This is a genomic window from Enterobacter cloacae complex sp. HYC074_NIDB (assembly GCF_056673345.1).
The window spans coordinates 3,189,699-3,205,627 of sequence record NZ_CP114214.1 but is presented as its reverse complement, the minus strand read 5'-3'; the positions used below and the strand labels follow the sequence as shown (position 1 = coordinate 3,205,627).

15 protein-coding genes are annotated in these 15,929 nt (G+C 55.5%); 5 read left to right on the top strand and 10 right to left on the bottom strand.

Translation table 11 applies throughout. The features are described from left to right. Positions 1-45 precede the first annotated feature (45 nt). The 5 genes from O1724_RS15510 to O1724_RS15490 all read right to left on the bottom strand — a co-directional run bounded on the left by O1724_RS15510 (position 46) and on the right by O1724_RS15490 (position 6,035). Positions 46-1,599 carry a cyclic di-GMP phosphodiesterase gene (locus O1724_RS15510; protein WP_126297196.1) on the bottom strand — a complete coding sequence of 518 codons (1,554 nt, stop codon included), beginning with the start codon at positions 1,597-1,599 and terminating at the stop codon, positions 46-48. A 127-nt stretch (positions 1,600-1,726) separates the two neighbouring features. Then, a complete protein-coding gene (mepS, locus tag O1724_RS15505; protein WP_003859364.1) occupies positions 1,727-2,296 on the bottom strand; it encodes a bifunctional murein DD-endopeptidase/murein LD-carboxypeptidase in 570 nt (189 codons plus the stop codon). Between the two features lie 415 nt (positions 2,297-2,711). Then, positions 2,712-3,425: a phosphatase PAP2 family protein gene (locus O1724_RS15500; protein WP_003859363.1), complete on the bottom strand. Its 714-nt coding sequence runs from the start codon at positions 3,423-3,425 to the stop codon at positions 2,712-2,714. 33 nt (positions 3,426-3,458) lie between these two features. Next, positions 3,459-4,445, bottom strand: a complete 987-nt coding sequence (locus O1724_RS15495) for a CobW family GTP-binding protein (protein WP_003859361.1) — start codon at positions 4,443-4,445, stop codon at positions 3,459-3,461. 123 nt (positions 4,446-4,568) lie between these two features. Further along, a complete protein-coding gene (locus O1724_RS15490; protein ID WP_063855600.1) occupies positions 4,569-6,035 on the bottom strand; it encodes a mannitol dehydrogenase family protein in 1,467 nt (488 codons plus the stop codon). Between the two features lie 205 nt (positions 6,036-6,240). Between O1724_RS15490 and uxuA the strand changes: the two genes are divergently transcribed. Continuing rightward, positions 6,241-7,431, top strand: coding sequence for a mannonate dehydratase (uxuA, locus tag O1724_RS15485; RefSeq protein WP_023324974.1), 1,191 nt, complete (start codon positions 6,241-6,243; stop codon positions 7,429-7,431). 116 nt (positions 7,432-7,547) lie between these two features. Here the strand turns inward: uxuA and yeiP are convergent, their stop codons facing one another. Continuing rightward, positions 7,548-8,120: an elongation factor P-like protein YeiP gene (yeiP, locus tag O1724_RS15480; protein ID WP_003859355.1), complete on the bottom strand. Its 573-nt coding sequence runs from the start codon at positions 8,118-8,120 to the stop codon at positions 7,548-7,550. 164 nt (positions 8,121-8,284) lie between these two features. Here yeiP and O1724_RS15475 point away from each other — a divergent pair, with 164 nt between their 5' ends. Continuing rightward, positions 8,285-8,539: a YkgJ family cysteine cluster protein gene (locus O1724_RS15475; protein WP_003859353.1), complete on the top strand. Its 255-nt coding sequence runs from the start codon at positions 8,285-8,287 to the stop codon at positions 8,537-8,539. Here the strand turns inward: O1724_RS15475 and setB are convergent. Both setB and O1724_RS15465 read right to left on the bottom strand, forming a co-directional pair. Further along, positions 8,536-9,717: a sugar efflux transporter SetB gene (gene setB, locus O1724_RS15470; RefSeq protein ID WP_032609703.1), complete on the bottom strand. Its 1,182-nt coding sequence runs from the start codon at positions 9,715-9,717 to the stop codon at positions 8,536-8,538. The two genes, O1724_RS15475 and setB, sit on opposite strands and share 4 nt — an antisense overlap. 103 nt (positions 9,718-9,820) lie before the next feature. Beyond that, on the bottom strand, positions 9,821-10,000 hold the full coding sequence (locus tag O1724_RS15465; protein ID WP_136129487.1) for a hypothetical protein: 180 nt from the start codon (positions 9,998-10,000) through the stop codon (positions 9,821-9,823). 75 nt (positions 10,001-10,075) lie between these two features. On the opposite strand from O1724_RS15465, the gene fruB reads away from it, so the two are divergent. Genes fruB through fruA form a run of 3 tightly spaced genes read left to right on the top strand, consistent with a single transcriptional unit; the run spans position 10,076 to position 13,846 of the window. Beyond that, positions 10,076-11,206, top strand: a complete 1,131-nt coding sequence (gene fruB, locus O1724_RS15460; RefSeq protein WP_126297199.1) for a fused PTS fructose transporter subunit IIA/HPr protein — start codon at positions 10,076-10,078, stop codon at positions 11,204-11,206. Then, entirely contained in the window at positions 11,206-12,144 is a 939-nt protein-coding gene (fruK, locus tag O1724_RS15455) for a 1-phosphofructokinase (RefSeq protein WP_006811313.1), read from the top strand. Before fruB ends, fruK begins: the two co-directional genes overlap by 1 nt. Before the next feature lie 16 nt (positions 12,145-12,160). Then, positions 12,161-13,846, top strand: a complete 1,686-nt coding sequence (gene fruA / locus O1724_RS15450) for a PTS fructose transporter subunit IIBC (protein WP_126297200.1) — start codon at positions 12,161-12,163, stop codon at positions 13,844-13,846. Between the two features lie 46 nt (positions 13,847-13,892). Here the strand turns inward: fruA and nfo are convergent, their stop codons facing one another. Then, positions 13,893-14,750 (bottom strand): deoxyribonuclease IV, encoded by an 858-nt coding sequence (gene nfo, locus O1724_RS15445; protein WP_126297201.1) that lies wholly within the window; start codon positions 14,748-14,750, stop codon positions 13,893-13,895. A gap of 64 nt (positions 14,751-14,814) precedes the next feature. Next, the gene (locus O1724_RS15440) at positions 14,815-15,861 is read right to left on the bottom strand and encodes a YeiH family protein (RefSeq protein WP_126297202.1); all 1,047 of its coding nucleotides are present in this window, start codon (positions 15,859-15,861) and stop codon (positions 14,815-14,817) included. Between the last annotated feature and the right edge of the window lie 68 nt (positions 15,862-15,929).

Below are 15,929 nucleotides of genomic sequence, written 5' to 3'. Positions count from 1 at the left end.
GCTCGGTTGAACAGAATAATAAGGGACAGTGCCGTGATTGTGAAATTATTCCCCGAGCGTGATATCGGGTTGCCACGTCCTGAACTGCTCCAGCGGCATCGGGCGGCCAATCCAGTAGCCCTGAAGATAGTTTACGCCATGCTCGCGCAGCCACGCCGCCTGCTCGGGCGTTTCAACACCCTCGGCGACGGTTATCATACTCAGACGTTCTGCCAGCGTCAGCACCGCGTCAAGCACTGGCGAGGTGACGGTTTCAGTCCCGATGGCATTCACGAAGCCACGGTCAATTTTCAGGTAATCCATCGTGAAGCGTTCCAGATAGATCAGCGCGCTGTGGCCAGTGCCAAAATCATCGATGGCGATTTCAAAACCTTCATTGTGCAGCCATTCGAACAGCTGATTTGCCTCGCGGTGGTTAATCATGTCGCGCTCGGTTATTTCCAGCACAATCTGGAAGTGATCGGGCGGAAGGGCGGCGAGAAACGCGCGCATATCACCTTTAAAGCTTTCCGCATGCAGATGCCCGGGCGCGATGTTGATCCCAAACTTGGCCCCAGGCGGGAGCACCGTTTGCAAAACAGGGGCATCGCGGATAATCAGGTCAAAAAGATGCAGCGTCAGCGGGACAATCAGCTTCTGCGCTTCAGCGAAGTTAATAAAGGCATCCGGTGGAATTTCGCCCATCACCGGATGCTTCCAGCGCATCAGGACTTCCAGCCCGGTCATTCTGAGCGACTGCGCATCCACGACGGGTTGATAGACCACGTAAAACTGGTCGTGCTTGATGGCCGTGAGGATCTCTTTCCCCGGATTGAGACGGATAGTAAGAATATAGAAATTCAACAGGCCCGCCGCGATACCGCAGACCAGGCCGAAAAACACCGCGTAGAGCAGTTCATCGGTTGTCCAGGCTTGCGCATAAACGTTAACGGTCAATGGAATATTTTTCAGCGTGGCGCTACGGGCAGGGACGTCAGGCAAATCCCGCGCCTGGATCAGCATTCCGGACTGTGTAGATAACGCGGAATCGCCAATGACGATCGATATCCCGGCAAATTCATCCTGACGTGACGTATAGAGAAGATAGGGCGACAGGTTGAGGTTGACGGACGTAAACACGCCGCCGTCTTTCACCAGCGTATTGCGATACCAGATGGCGATCGCGGGCTTATCCGGCAGCATTGGCGTGCCCGGCAGGAGCGCGATATCAACAGGTTTGCTGATATGTAGCTGAGGGATAAGCTTTTCCATCGGGGTATTCATCGGGCCTGTTGCCGAGGAGCAGAAGGCCTGTTTATCCCTGACCAGCAAAAAGGCGCGCACGTTGATGCTAAAGGCCGCCCGGGATGTCAGGGCGGCACTCACTTCCTCGCAGCTGTTCAGCGTGAGTGGCTGGAGCGTATCAATCGACATTTTGAGCTCATCGAAATAGCTCTCCATGTAGACGCTTAAATCGGTAATGAGAGTATCGAATCTGACTTCTCGCTTGTGATAACTCCAGTAAAACTGTAATGCTCCCAGAAGCAGGGCAGTGAATAACCCCGTAAGGAAACTGATAAACAGTATCTTGCGGTTGCTGGAGAAGTAGCGGGTAAACATAGATGTCGTGATTCCTGAAATGCCGCTGGATAGTTATCAGTGTAACGGGCAAAAAAAAACACTGCCGGAGCAGTGCTTTTTTTATCGTATCGCCAGCCAAGGGATAACCAACGATACGACAACAATATTAACTACGGCTCAGAACGCGGCGAGCTTCGTTGTAGCGTTTCTTCCAGTAAGGTTCGTTCATGCTGGAAATCGTCACACCGCTGCTGGTGGAAGCATGGACAAACTGATCGTTACCGATATAGATGCCAACGTGTCGACCGGTTGAACCTGCTCTGAACAGGACTAAATCGCCCGTGCGTAGTTTAGTACGCGAAATGGACTTGCCCATTTCCTGCTGTTCATAGGTAGAACGCGGAAGGTCTAACCCAAACTGCTCACGGAACGTACGCTGTACGAAAGCGGAACAATCGATGCCTTTCTTGGTGCTGCCGCCCAGACGGTAACGCACGCCTTTCCAGTCAGCATACTGATCCATAATACGCGACTTAACGTCGAGATTACGTACCATATTTTCAAATTCATCCTGAGAGGCTTGCAGTGAAGAGGAATCTTCCATTCCCACAACACGCGTCTCAGGATGCATATTCTTCGCGGTATTCGTCGTACTACATGCCGAAAGCAGAACCGCCACTGCAATCGCCGGGATCCCCCGCAAGATATATCTCAAGATTGGTTGAGATTTGACCATTTTGTTTGTTTTCCCTTGAAGTCCTTAACGAAAATATCGTTATAAAAATGCCAACCGTGACGAGACTAATTATCTGTTCACAATGAGACAATTCTTTATGGTGAAAACTGTGGCTCAACGCACAAAATTATTCACCATGATAATAATTATCTCAGTGGGGCAAAACGATTTCGAGGTTAACCGATTGCACGGGGTATTGCGAGCAAAAAAGTCCGATTTTTTATAAGAAAATGTGATACACAAAGTTACAGCGCGGAATTGCTCAAAATGCCGCCATTCATACCGATAATCCCTGCAATTGCTTCATTTTTATCACGAATTGTATGACAGGATGATGACAGCGTTGAATGACGCCGGAAAGAAGAGACTCAGGGACCGAAAACGATCCCCGATGAATGGTGTTAATTTGCGTTATTTATTTGTTTCTGACTTGTTTAAATTTACCGGGAAGATAGCGATCAAAAATACCTATTACGCGATCGCTCAGTGGGGTCATCAGCACCCACGGTAAACCAATTAACACCGCCGTGAGGGAGCCTACGGCGATATCTGTCAGCCAGTGAGCACCAATCATCACTCGCGGGAATGCAAATACCACCACAATAACCAGGGCGATGGCGAAGGCTTTTTTACCAAAATAGCGCAGCATGAAGCCTGCAAAAATCAGCAGCATCATACCGTGGTCTCCCGGGAAACTGTCCTTCGAGGCATCTTTGGTTGGAATATGAAGCAGCTCGCTGACGCGGTTAATATTCGGGAAAAAGAGCGACGGACTGGCGCGTTTAACCGGCATCAGATGCTGCGCCAGCTGGTTGATAATCACGGCCGTCAGCAGCATCACCAGGCCGATAATCAGAATACGGCGACGACCCGTTTTGTCTTCCTTCAGCCAGAAGGAGAGCATCAGACAGCCCATTGCCAGCAGCGAACAGCCGTCAAACGCGCGGTTGTTGGTGATCGCCACCAGCCACAGGAAGGCTTCACTCTTCGCCAGCGCCTGGTTAAAGAAGTGGAACAGCCCGGAATCCAGCGGGAACCAGAAACCGTGATCCGCCGGGATATACCAGGAGAAAAAGAGCGCCAGACCGGCAGCGTTGAGCAATAAAATAGCAGGAAGTCGAGTCGTCATAGTCTTCAGCAATGTGTGAAATCAGGGGCAACGTTAGCCGCCCAAACTTAAACGAAGCTTCAACAGGCTTGACTGGAGAGCATTCCAGTCGGTATTAACCGCACTAATTAACTCTATCCGGCTGTCGGGTGGCGCGACATTCTGGGTTTCAATAAAGAAATCCTCGCCCTGACGGTTAATGCGCACCAGACCATCCGGAGTGCGCATGATCCCTTTTACCCGCTCAACCGGCGCCAGTCTCGCCCATTCCAGTATACCAATGGTGTCGAAAACCGTATCGGCATCGAAGATCCACCCGCAGGCCTGGTGCCCCTGACCGCTGTTCAAATTTCGACGCCAGCGCTGATGTTCCGGCAGGCTCAGTGCAGCCAGGCCTTGCTTCGCGCCGTGGCTATGCGAATGCTCTGCGCTGGCAGGCAGTTGCGTCTGGTTGAGGCGGGGAAGATCGAGCAGGGCGCCATCAATGTTGCCCTGGGTGGTCTGCACGTATTGACGTCCACCGCCAGCCTGCTGCCACCAGGACTCGAACGCGGCCTGACTCTCAGCCGTCGCGCGATCGGATTTATTCGCCACGATAATATCTGCCGAGGCGAGCTGGTCGCGGAAATTGTCGTTGTTGATCGTTTTTTCATCCAGCAGCTGGCGGGGGTCGAGCAGGCAAAGCGTCGCACGCAGCTCAAGCCACGGCTCGTAGACCGGGGCGGTCAGTAAATCAAGGATTTGCTTAGGATGACCCAGCCCGGTAGGCTCAATCAGCAACCGGTCCGGCTTGCCCTGACGCAGCAGCGTATTCAGCCCGACCTGCATCGGCAGACCATTCACGCAGCACATACACCCGCCCGGGATCTCTTTCACCATCGCGCCGCTGTCGGCGAGCAACGCGCCGTCGATGCCGACTTCGCCAAATTCGTTGACCAGCACGGCCCACTTTTCCGCCGGATCTTTATTGGCCAGCAAATGCAGAATGGACGTAGTTTTACCGCTGCCGAGAAAACCGGTGATCAGGTTGGTTTTGGTCACGTGCGCTCCGATAAATAATTGTGATGTAGTAACAACTATCTATCATCCTGACGAAAAAATCGGGCATTGAGAAGAGGGAGGGCGAACGGAGCGTAATGCCGTTCGCCATAAACGCAATAATCGCTAAATTTTTAACGTTTCGATAACGGCCTGACGCGCGCCGAGGCGGGTGATGCGCCGGTACGCCCCGGCTATCGCGTCGACAAAGACAGGGTTTTGCGGCAGGTCGTCGCCAAAAATTTCTTTCAGCGTCAGCAGGGCGTTAACGCGCTCCGCGTCGCTGCTGGCTTCAGCAATCGCATTAAACTTTTCGCTCAGCGGATCGCGCACGTCAATGGCGTTGCCCTGTTCGTCCGTCCCGCTGACGTAGCGCATCCAGCCCGCCACCCCCAGCGCCAGTAATGGCCAGGCGGTGTTACGCTCAAGATGCATGCGGATCCCATCCAGCATGCGCTGAGGCAGTTTCTGGCTGCCGTCCATGGCGATTTGCCATGTACGATGCTGAAGGGCCGGGTTGGCGAAGCGGTTAAGCAGGCTGTCAGCATAGGCTGTCAGATCAACGTTGGTGATGCGCAGCGTAGGGGCCTGCTCATTCAGCATCAGCCTGCGGGCAGCCTCGCGGAAACTGTCGTCCTGCATACATTCATTTATGTGCGCGTAGCCAGCAAGGTAGCCCAGATACGCGAGGAAGGAGTGGCTGCCGTTCAGCATCCGCAGCTTCATCTGCTCCCAGGGCAGGACATCCTCAACCATCTGTACGCCTGCAACCTCCCATTCCGGACGCCCGGCGACAAAGTTATCTTCCACTACCCACTGAATGAACGGTTCACAGCTGATGGCGCAGGGATCTTCAACGCCAAGTTCCTGGGTGATTTCCGCGAGTGAGGCGTCAGTGGCGGCGGGCACGATTCGGTCGACCATGGTACCAGGGAAGCTCACGTGCGCCTCGATCCATCCGGCCAGCTCTGCGGATCGCTTTCCGGCCATGCCGAGAACGGCATTTTTCACCACGTGGCCGTTGTCGGGAATATTGTCGCAGGAGAGCACGGTAAACGCCGGCAGGCCACGCTCGCGGCGGCGATGAAGCGCTTCGACCAGAATACCCGGTGCGGAATGTGGTTCAGACGGATGCTCGAGATCGTGCAGGATACGGCTGTTCTGCATATCCAGTTTTCCCGTCGCCGGATCGATGCAGTAGCCTTTTTCGGTAATGGTGAGGGAGACAATTGCCACCTGTGGTTCGCAGAACTTCTCAATAATGGCTGCCAGCGAGTCGAGTTTGGCGTTCAGGCACTCTTTTACTGCACCGATAATAATGGGCTGATTGCCTTCGGCACCTTTCTCCAGAACGGTAAACAGATGATCCTGCGCCCGGAGCTGGCGCATAAGGACATCGCCGCTAAAGAGGCTAATCTCACAAATTCCCCAGTCGCCTCCTCTGGCATTCAGTACCCGGTTTGTTAACAACGCCTGATGCGCCCGGTGGAACGCGCCAAAACCGAAATGGACGATGCGGGAGCGTAACTGCTCGCGATCGTAGCGGGGCTGCTGGACATGAGCAGGAAGCGCGGTGGAGGCAATAGTCTTCATGTAGTACACACCTGATTAACCATTAATTAACAATGCCAGTGTAAAGTTATATGACAACAAATTAAATTGGTAAGCCGTAAATATCCCTGTTATGTGAGTTTGATCAATCAATGTCACGCGCTGTATTGACCACTTCGATTAAACATGTATGGTAGTCGTCATTGAGGTAACACGTATTGGTATAACAACTTGAGAGGGTGGGGCAATGGAACAAACCTGGCGTTGGTACGGGCCGAACGATCCGGTTTCTCTTGATGATGTGCGTCAGGCTGGCGCAACGGGTGTGGTCACGGCGCTGCATCATATTCCGAACGGTCAGGTGTGGCCGGTGGAGGAAATCCAAAAGCGTCAGGCTCAGCTGGCAGAGAAGGGGTTAACCTGGTCTGTTGTGGAAAGTATTCCGGTTCACGAAGATATCAAAACCCACTCCGGTGAGTGTGATACCTGGATTGCGAATTATCAGCAGAGCATTCGTAACCTGGCAGCCTGCGGTATTGATACCGTCTGCTACAACTTTATGCCGATTCTGGACTGGACGCGTACCGACCTGGAATATGTAATGGCCGATGGTTCGAAGGCGCTGCGTTTCGATCAAATCGCTTTTGCGGCTTTCGAGCTGCACATTCTGAAGCGTCCGGGTGCGGAAGCAGACTACACCGCCGAAGAGCAGCAGCAGGCGCTGGCGTGGTTCAATGCCGCCAGTGAAGCGGACATTGAGAAGCTGGTTCGCAATATCATCGCGGGCCTGCCGGGGGCGGAAGAGGGCTATACCCTCGATCAGTTCCGCGCGCGCCTGGCGGAATATGGCGATATCGATAAAAACCAGCTGCGTGAAAACATGGCGCGCTTCCTGCGCGCTATCGTGCCGGTGGCAGAAGAAGTCGGCGTGCGGCTGGCGGTTCATCCGGACGATCCACCGCGTCCTATCCTCGGCCTGCCGCGTATTGTGTCTACGATTGAAGATATGCAGTGGCTAAAAGAGACGGTGGATAGCATCTACAACGGCTTTACCATGTGTACGGGCTCGTATGGGGTGCGGGCGGATAACGATCTGGTGCGGATGATCGAAACCTTCGGCGATCGCATTCATTTCACCCACCTGCGTGCAACCTGCCGTGAAGAGAATCCAAAAACCTTCCACGAAGCAGCCCATCTTGGCGGCGACGTGAACATGGTTGCGGTGGTGGATGCCATTCTCTCTGAAGAGGTTCGTCGTAAGCAGGCGGGAGATGTTCGTCCTATCCCGTTCCGTCCGGATCACGGGCACCAGATGCTGGACGATCTGCGCAAGAAAACGAATCCAGGGTATTCGGCGATTGGCCGTCTGAAAGGGATGGCGGAAGTGCGCGGTATCGAGCTGGCGCTGAAAATGACGAAGTATCCTGAACTTCTTTAAGTCTCATTGCCCGGTGGCGCTACGCTTACCGGGCCTACGAAAAACCGGCTCTGAGGCCGGTTTTTGTGTTTTTGTAGGCCGGGTAAGGCGTAGCCGCCACCCGGCAAATGCCACAATCAGTCAGCACGACCCATATAGCGTTTTTCTTCGATATGGATACGGATTTTCTCGCCCGCCGACAGGTACTCTGGCACCTGTACGACCAGACCGGTAGTCAGGGTAGCCGGTTTGTTACGCGCACTTGCAGACGCGCCTTTGATGCCCGGTGCCGTTTCAACAATTTCCAGATCAACCGTCTGCGGCAGCTCCAGCGCCAGCAGCACGCCATCCCAGGTCAGCACCTGCATGTCCGGCATCCCACCTTCAGGAATAAACAGCAGCTCTTCTTCGATCTGATCTTTGGTGAAGATATACGGGGTGTAATCTTCTTTATCCATGAACACGTATTCGTTGCCGTCAATGTAGGAAAAATCAACGTAGCGACGGGTCAGGGTTACGGTATCGACGATATCGTCGCCTTTAAAACGTTCTTCCACTTTCAGGCCGGTGCGGACATCGGAGAAACGCATTTTGTACAGCGTTGCTGCGCCACGGGCGCTGGGTGCCTGAATGTCGATATCTTTCACAATCAGCAGTTTGCCGTTGTAATTCAGTACCATACCTTTCTTAATTTCGTTCGCTCTTGGCATTGCAGTAATCCTGTTTACGGGAGGTAAAAAATATCGCGCCAAATTACTCGCGCGCGGCCTTTCAGGCAAGCGGAATTCGTGGGTTTTGCTATCAATACATAAAAGGTGTTACTGTGCGCGCAATGCCCGACTGCGCGGGCATCTGCCACCAACAGAGAGCATGTATGGATTGTCGTTCCGACTGTGGCGCGTGCTGTACCGCACCGTCCATCTCAAGCCCCATTCCAGGCATGCCGGAGGGCAAGCCTGCCAATACCCGCTGCGTTCAGCTCTCTGACACTAACCTGTGCATGATCTTTGGCTCGCCTTTACGCCCGAAGGTGTGCTCCGGGCTCCAGCCAACCGCCGAAATGTGCGGCAGTACGCGCCAGCAGGCCATCACTTATCTGCTTGAGCTGGAAGCGCTCACCGCGCCTTAAACGTCTTTGATTCGCGTCAGGCAGCTCAGCGTCATGACGCACATCACCAGCGCAATCCAGAACACCGTATGATAGTTCCAGATTTCAGCCACAACGCCCGCCAGTGAGCCTGCAATAATCCAGCCCACGCGGGTGGTATTCGTATAAAGGGTGGTGGCAGAGCCTGCCTGACCCGGCATCAGGTCCTGAAAGTAGAGCATGCCGATACCGGCCAGAATACCGATGTAAATGGCGTTCAGCAGCTGTAAAGCCAGAAGCAGGGCTGGCGTATGAACCGTCAGCATACCGACATAAAACAGCAGCCCGGCTACGGCGGCGACGCGCATCAAAAAGCGCTTGCCGAAGCGCTTCGCGTAATAACCCGCAATCAGCATGGTGGGGATCTCAAGCCCCGCGGCGGTTCCCATCATGATCCCGGCCAGCTTCTCCGGCAGATGCAGCTCATCAATAATAAACAGCGGCATATTAATGATATAGAGGCTGTTCGTTCCCCACATCAGCGTACAGATAATGAATAACAGCAGTGCGTCGCGGCGGTTGCGTCGCGGAGCTTCCAGCGTACCAGTCGCCACTTTCGGCTCTTTACGCATGGAGGGCAGGAAGAACCAGACCATCGCGCCGCATACCACGAAGGCCACGGCTGCGCTGAGGTACATCACCGTAAAGCCAAAACCCATCGCCAGCGCGTAGGCAAGCGGGGGGCCAATCACCCACGCCAGCGACACCTGCGCGCGCAGTATCGAGCTGAACATCACCGCTTCCCGCCCGGTGTGGTCGGCATGCTCGCGGGCAAGGGCGAACATCTGCGGGTTGGCGGTCGAGCCGAAGCTGCTCAGGAAGACGCCCACGAACAGCAGAATGAAGTAGTTACGGTTCCAGGCAAACAGCAGGCAGGCAAATACCCCGAGCAGGCAGCAAAAAACGATCAGGCTTTTGCGATCGCCTTTGCGGTCTGAACGACCGGCAAGAAACTGGCTGACAAAAATGCCAATGATGGCGCTCCCGGTAAAGAAGAAGCCAACCATCGCCGGGCGGGCGTGGACTTCGTTGGTCAGAAAGAGGCTCAGCGTAGGCGTTTGTAACGCACCGGCAATACCGGTGAGGAAAGCAACGATCAAAAACGCCGTTGACGTCAAATCAAAGGGCTTTGGTGAGGCGGCAGCGGGGGTGTTATGCATGTTCAGTCTTTGCGAGTAACAGAGAGAGGCGGAGTTTACGCCGCCCGTCATTAAATAAACAGAGGGTAAAGTCTAGATTGCTACAAAAAATCAAAATGGCATTTCACTTTCGCGCCGCCTCGCTGAAGCGTGCTGAACCTGTTTGTTGAACATCAACAAAATCCCCTGAACTGAAGAAGAAATGTGCTGCACTTCTAAATTCTGCAACAAGAAATGTAACTTTTCTTGCAACCTTTTGTAGAAAAGACAAGACTTCTTGAAACGTTTCAGCGCTATCTTGCATGTCCTGAAGAAGCAGGTTAGCGCTTATTTTCTCAGTTAAGCTGAAACGATTCAATTTCAGCAGGAGAGGAGAATCATGTTCCAGTTATCTGTTCAGGATATTCACCCGGGCGAACAGGCCGGGAATAAAGAAGAGGCTATTCGCCAGGTCGCCGCTGCGCTCGTGCAGGCTGGCAACGTGGCTGACGGCTACGTCAACGGCATGCTGGCGCGTGAACAGCAGACCTCCACCTTCCTCGGTAACGGTATTGCAATTCCGCACGGCACCACGGACACCCGCGATCAGGTGCTGAAAACCGGTGTGCAGGTCTTCCAGTTCCCGCAGGGCGTGCTGTGGGGCGAGGGTCAGGTGGCTTATGTGGCGATCGGCATCGCGGCCAGCGGTGACGAACACCTGGGCCTGCTGCGTCAGCTGACGCACGTGCTGAGTGATGATGCCGTCGCGGAACAGCTTAAATCCGCCACCACTGCTGAAGAACTGCGTGCCCTGCTGATGGGCGAAAAACAGAGCGAAGCGCTGAAGCTGGATAATGAAACCCTGACGCTGGACGTCGTTGCGTCCGGTCTGGTAACGCTCCAGGCGCTGAATGCGGCTCGCCTGAAAGAGGTCGGTGCGGCGGATACCGCTTTTGTGACGCGCGCAATCAATGATAAGCCATTAAACCTGGGGCAGGGCATCTGGCTGAACGACAGCGCTGAAGGTAACCTGCGCAGCGCTATCGCGGTCAGCCGTGCTGCGGTTGCCTTTGAGACCGACGGCGAACGCGCCGCGATGCTGGTAACGGTTGCCATGACTGACGATCAGCCGGTTTCCGTGCTGAAGCGTCTGGGCGATCTGCTGCTGAACAATAAAGCTGAAAAACTGCTGAACGCAGACGCGGCGACGGTGCTGGCTCTGCTGACCAGCGACGATGCGCTGACGGATGACCTGCTGAGCGCAGAGTACGTGGTGCGTAACGAACATGGCCTGCATGCCCGTCCGGGCACCATGCTGGTGAATACCATTAAACAATTTGAAAGTGAGATCACCGTGACCAATCTGGACGGTTCGGGTAAACCAGCCAACGGGCGCAGCCTGATGAAAGTTGTCGCGCTGGGCGTGAAGAAAGGCCATCGTCTGCGCTTTACCGCGCAGGGTGCGGATGCTGAACAGGCGCTGAAAGCGATTGGCGACGCCATCGCGGCCGGTCTGGGGGAGGGCGCATAATGAGCAGACGTGTTGCGACCATTACGCTGAACCCGGCTTACGATCTGGTGGGGTTCTGCCCGGAAATTGAGCGTGGCGAAGTTAACCTGGTGCGGACGACCGGCCTGCATGCCGCAGGGAAAGGCATTAACGTGGCGAAAGTGCTGAAAGATCTCGGCATCGACGTCACCGTTGGCGGCTTCCTCGGTAAAGACAACCAGGACGGTTTTCAGCAGCTGTTCAGCGAGTTGGGCATCGCCAACCGTTTTCAGGTTGTGCAGGGCCGTACCCGCATTAACGTTAAGCTGACCGAGAAAGACGGTGAAGTGACCGATCTGAACTTCTCCGGCTTCGAAGTGACCCCGGCTGACTGGGAGCGCTTTGTTGCCGATTCCCTGAGCTGGCTGGGCCAGTTTGACATGGTGTGCGTCAGCGGCAGTCTGCCCTCCGGCGTCAGCCCGGAAGCGTTCACCGACTGGATGACGCGCCTGCGCAGCCAGTGCCCGTGCATTATTTTCGACAGCAGCCGCGACGCGCTGGTCGCCGGTCTGAAAGCCTCTCCGTGGCTGGTTAAGCCTAATCGCCGCGAACTGGAGATCTGGGCGGGCCGTAAGCTGCCAGAATTAAAGGATGTGATTGACGCTGCCCATGCGCTGCGCGAGCAGGGTATCGCTCACGTGGTGATTTCGCTGGGTGCAGAAGGTGCCCTGTGGGTTAACGCCTCCGGGGAATGGATTGCCAAACCGCCTTCAATGGAGGTGGTCAGCACCGTGGGTGCCGGGGATTCGATGGTTGGCGGTCTGATCTACGGTCTGCTGATGCGCGAATCCAGTGAACATACCTTACGTCTTGCTACCGCCGTTGCGGCCCTGGCCGTGAGCCAGAGCAATGTCGGTATTACCGATCGTACCCAGTTAGCCGCGATGATGGCGCGCGTTGACTTAAAACCTTTTAACTAACAGCAGGAGAGGAATAATGAAAACGCTGCTGATCATTGACTCCGGTCTCGGACAGGCTCGTGCCTATATGGCGAAGACCCTGCTGGGCGCGGCGGCACAAAAAGCGCACCTGGATATCATTGATAACCCGGGTGATGCTGAAATGGCGATTGTTCTGGGCGACAGAATCCCCGCTGACAGCGCCCTGAACGGCAAAAAAGTGTGGCTGGGTGATATTAATCGCGCGGTGGCACATCCTGAACTGTTTCTGAGCGAAGCAAAAGGTCATGCGACGGTTTACAGCGCACCTGTTGAGGCGGCGCCGGTTGCCGCCGTTGGGCCGAAACGCATTGTTGCGGTAACGGCCTGCCCGACAGGTGTGGCGCACACCTTTATGGCGGCTGAAGCCATTGAAACCGAAGCGAAAAAACGTGGCTGGTGGGTGAAGGTTGAAACCCGCGGCTCTGTTGGCGCGGGCAATACCATCACGCCTGAAGAGGTGGCGGAAGCCGATCTGGTGATTGTGGCGGCGGATATCGAAGTGGATCTGGCGAAGTTTGCCGGCAAGCCTATGTACCGTACCTCTACCGGCCTGGCGCTGAAGAAAACCGCGCAGGAGTTTGATAAGGCGCTGGCAGAAGCCAAACCGTATCAGACAACCGGTGCGGCTAAAACTGCGACTGAAGGGAAAAAAGAGTCTGCGGGTGCGTATCGTCACCTGCTGACCGGCGTGTCCTACATGCTGCCGATGGTGGTGGCGGGCGGCCTGTGTATTGCGCTCTCCTTCGCCTTTGGTATCGAGGCGTTTAAAGAGCCGGGCACGCTGGCGGCCGCGTTGATGCAGATTGGCGGCGGCTCCGCGTTTGCGCTGATGGTGCCAGTGCTGGCGGGCTTTATCGCCTTCTCCATTGCTGACCGTCCGGGTCTGACGCCGGGTCTTATCGGCGGTATGCTGGCCGTGAGCACTGGTTCTGGCTTTATCGGCGGTATCATTGCCGGTTTCCTCGCCGGTTATGTGGCGAAGCTGATCAGCTCGAAGCTGAAGCTGCCGCAGAGTATGGAAGCGCTGAAACCTATTCTGATCATCCCGCTGATTTCCAGCCTGGTGGTCGGTCTGGCGATGATTTACCTGATTGGTAAGCCGGTCGCGGGCATTCTGGAAGGTCTGACCCACTGGCTGCAAACCATGGGGACGGCGAACGCGGTGCTGCTGGGCGCAATCCTCGGCGGTATGATGTGTACCGACATGGGTGGTCCGGTGAACAAAGCGGCATATGCGTTTGGCGTTGGCCTGCTGAGTACCCAGACCTACGCGCCGATGGCGGCGATCATGGCGGCAGGTATGGTGCCACCGCTGGCGCTTGGCCTGGCGACGATCATTGCCCGTCGTAAGTTCGATAAAGCGCAGCAGGAAGGCGGTAAAGCTGCGCTGGTGCTGGGCCTGTGCTTCATCACCGAAGGCGCAATTCCGTTTGCGGCGCGCGATCCAATGCGTGTTCTGCCGTGCTGTATCGTGGGTGGTGCGGTGACGGGGGCTATCTCCATGGCGGTAGGTGCGAAACTGATGGCGCCGCACGGCGGTCTGTTTGTCCTGCTGATCCCTGGCGCCATCACGCCGGTGCTGGGTTATCTGCTGGCGATTGTTGCCGGTACGCTGGTGGCGGGCCTCTCTTACGCGGTGCTGAAACGTCCGGAAGCGGAAGTTGTGGCGAAAGCAGCGTAAGCGGTAAGCAATAAAAAAGCCGGGTGCTAATGCAACCCGGCTTTTTTTATGCTGCCTGTTCAGCGGTCTGCTGCGCCTTCAGCCAGGCAATCTCTTCCGCCCAGATATCCGGATTGATGGTTTCCAGCACCATTGGAATGCCGTCGAAGCGGGCATCCTGCATGATAAAGCGGAACGCATCGTGGCCGATGTTGCCTTCGCCCAGGCTGTGGTGGCGGTCAACGCGACTGCCGAACGCGCTTTTCGCATCGTTTAAGTGCATACCGCGAAGATATTTAAAACCAACAATACGCTCGAACTCCTCGAAGGTATTTTTTGTGGCCTCGGTTGTGCGCAGGTCATAACCGGCCGCAAACGCGTGGCAGGTATCAATGCACACGCCCACGCGGGATTTGTCTTCCACGCCGTCGATGATCGCCGCCAGATGCTCAAACTTAAAGCCGAGGTTGCTGCCCTGACCGGCGGTATTCTCAATCACCGCCGTCACACCCTGGGTTTTATCCAGCGTCATGTTAATTGACTCGGCGATGCGCGTCAGACAGGCGTCTTCGTCGATTTGCATCAGATGGCTGCCGGGATGGAAATTCAGCAGCGTTAGCCCCAGTTGCTCACAGCGCTGAACCTCATCCAGGAACGCTTCGCGGGATTTTTCCAGCGCCTCGGCAACCGGGTGACCGAGGTTAATGAGGTAGCTGTCATGGGGAAGGATCTGGCCAGGCCCGTAGCCGTATTTCTCGCAGGCGGCTTTAAAGTCATCAATCACTTCCGCGGTGAGGGGAGCTGCGCGCCACTGGCGCTGGTTTTTGGTGAACAGGGCGAAAGCGGTCGCCTCGATTTCGGCGGCGCGAATGGCGGCATTCGCAAGGCCACCGGCAGCGCTGACGTGCGCTCCAACATATTTCATAAAAAGACTCCTGTTAACCCGAAATGCCTATGATAACGGGTTAACAGGAGAAGGACGAGATGGTTTATGCCAACAGGCTGTGTACCGCAAGGTTAATCGCACCGCCGCCAACTATCAGCCAGATGAACAGCACCAGCGCCATCAGCAGCGGTTTCGCCCCGGCTTTTTTCAGCGCGCTGACGTGCGTGGTGATGCCCAGCGCCGCCATTGCCATCGCCAGCAGGACCGTATCCAGCGTGACCAGCATATCCACCATCGCTTTTGGCAGCAGGTGGAAAGAGTTGAAGACAGCGACCACGATGAACAGGATCGCAAACCACGGAATGGTGATTTTGCTTTTCTCGCTGCCGCCTGCCGGAGCAAGCTGTTTAACCCGCGCCGCGAGGAAAATCAGGAACGGGGCCAGCATCATCACGCGCAGCATTTTGGCGATGACCGCCGCGTTTTCCCCTTCCGGGTTAATGGCGTGACCTGCCGCCACCACCTGCGCCACTTCGTGCATGGTTGAGCCGATATAAATGCCGTAGGTTTCCGGACTAAACCAGTGCGCCACCAGCGGATACATGGCCGGATACAGGAAGATCGCCAGCGTACCGAAGATAACTACCGTCGCGACGGCAACCGTGACTTTACTGGCTTCGGCTTTAACGACGGGTTCTGTTGCCAGTACCGCCGCCGCGCCGCAGATGCTGCTACCCGCACCGATCAGCCAGCTGGTCTGTTTGTCCAGCCCAAAGATCTTCTGGCCGATAAAGCACGCCAGTAAAAAGGTGCTCGAAAGGGTCAGGACGTCAATGGCAATCCCGCTGACCCCCACATCCGCAATCTGCGAAAAGGTGAGACGGAAGCCATAAAGGATGATCCCGAGACGTAATAAATGCTGCTTGGCGAAAATCACGCCGCCGTCGCAGGATTTCCAGATGTGCGGGTAAACGGTGTTCCCGACCACCATGCCGAGCAGAATGGCCAGCGTCAGGGCGCTGAACCCTGCACCGGCAACCGCCGGTATACTGCCGCCCCATAAGGCCACGCCGGTAACCACGGCGCTGAGCGCGAGACCCGGCACGAAGTGCCACACTGTACGATGATGTTGTAAGGTGATTTCTGACATAACCTTCTCCTTTGTCTGGCTAAAGGTTACGGCGCTCTGGCTTAAAAATAAAATTGATTATATATTTA

Excerpts from the sequence above, each read along its gene's own strand:
- O1724_RS15465 (WP_136129487.1), bottom strand. The coding sequence starts at position 10,000 with ATGCAAGATAGCGCTGAAACGTTTCAAGAAGTCTTGTCTTTTCTACAA.
- O1724_RS15475 (WP_003859353.1), top strand. The coding sequence starts at position 8,285 with ATGGATTGTCGTTCCGACTGTGGCGCGTGCTGTACCGCACCGTCCATC.
- uxuA (WP_023324974.1), top strand. The coding sequence starts at position 6,241 with ATGGAACAAACCTGGCGTTGGTACGGGCCGAACGATCCGGTTTCTCTT.
- fruK (WP_006811313.1), top strand. The coding sequence starts at position 11,206 with ATGAGCAGACGTGTTGCGACCATTACGCTGAACCCGGCTTACGATCTG.
- yeiP (WP_003859355.1), bottom strand. The coding sequence starts at position 8,120 with ATGCCAAGAGCGAACGAAATTAAGAAAGGTATGGTACTGAATTACAAC.
- fruB (WP_126297199.1), top strand. The coding sequence starts at position 10,076 with ATGTTCCAGTTATCTGTTCAGGATATTCACCCGGGCGAACAGGCCGGG.
- fruA (WP_126297200.1), top strand. The coding sequence starts at position 12,161 with ATGAAAACGCTGCTGATCATTGACTCCGGTCTCGGACAGGCTCGTGCC.
- nfo (WP_126297201.1), bottom strand. The coding sequence starts at position 14,750 with ATGAAATATGTTGGAGCGCACGTCAGCGCTGCCGGTGGCCTTGCGAAT.
- O1724_RS15440 (WP_126297202.1), bottom strand. The coding sequence starts at position 15,861 with ATGTCAGAAATCACCTTACAACATCATCGTACAGTGTGGCACTTCGTG.
- mepS (WP_003859364.1), bottom strand. The coding sequence starts at position 2,296 with ATGGTCAAATCTCAACCAATCTTGAGATATATCTTGCGGGGGATCCCG.
- setB (WP_032609703.1), bottom strand. The coding sequence starts at position 9,717 with ATGCATAACACCCCCGCTGCCGCCTCACCAAAGCCCTTTGATTTGACG.
- O1724_RS15510 (WP_126297196.1), bottom strand. The coding sequence starts at position 1,599 with ATGTTTACCCGCTACTTCTCCAGCAACCGCAAGATACTGTTTATCAGT.
- O1724_RS15500 (WP_003859363.1), bottom strand. The coding sequence starts at position 3,425 with ATGACGACTCGACTTCCTGCTATTTTATTGCTCAACGCTGCCGGTCTG.
- O1724_RS15490 (WP_063855600.1), bottom strand. The coding sequence starts at position 6,035 with ATGAAGACTATTGCCTCCACCGCGCTTCCTGCTCATGTCCAGCAGCCC.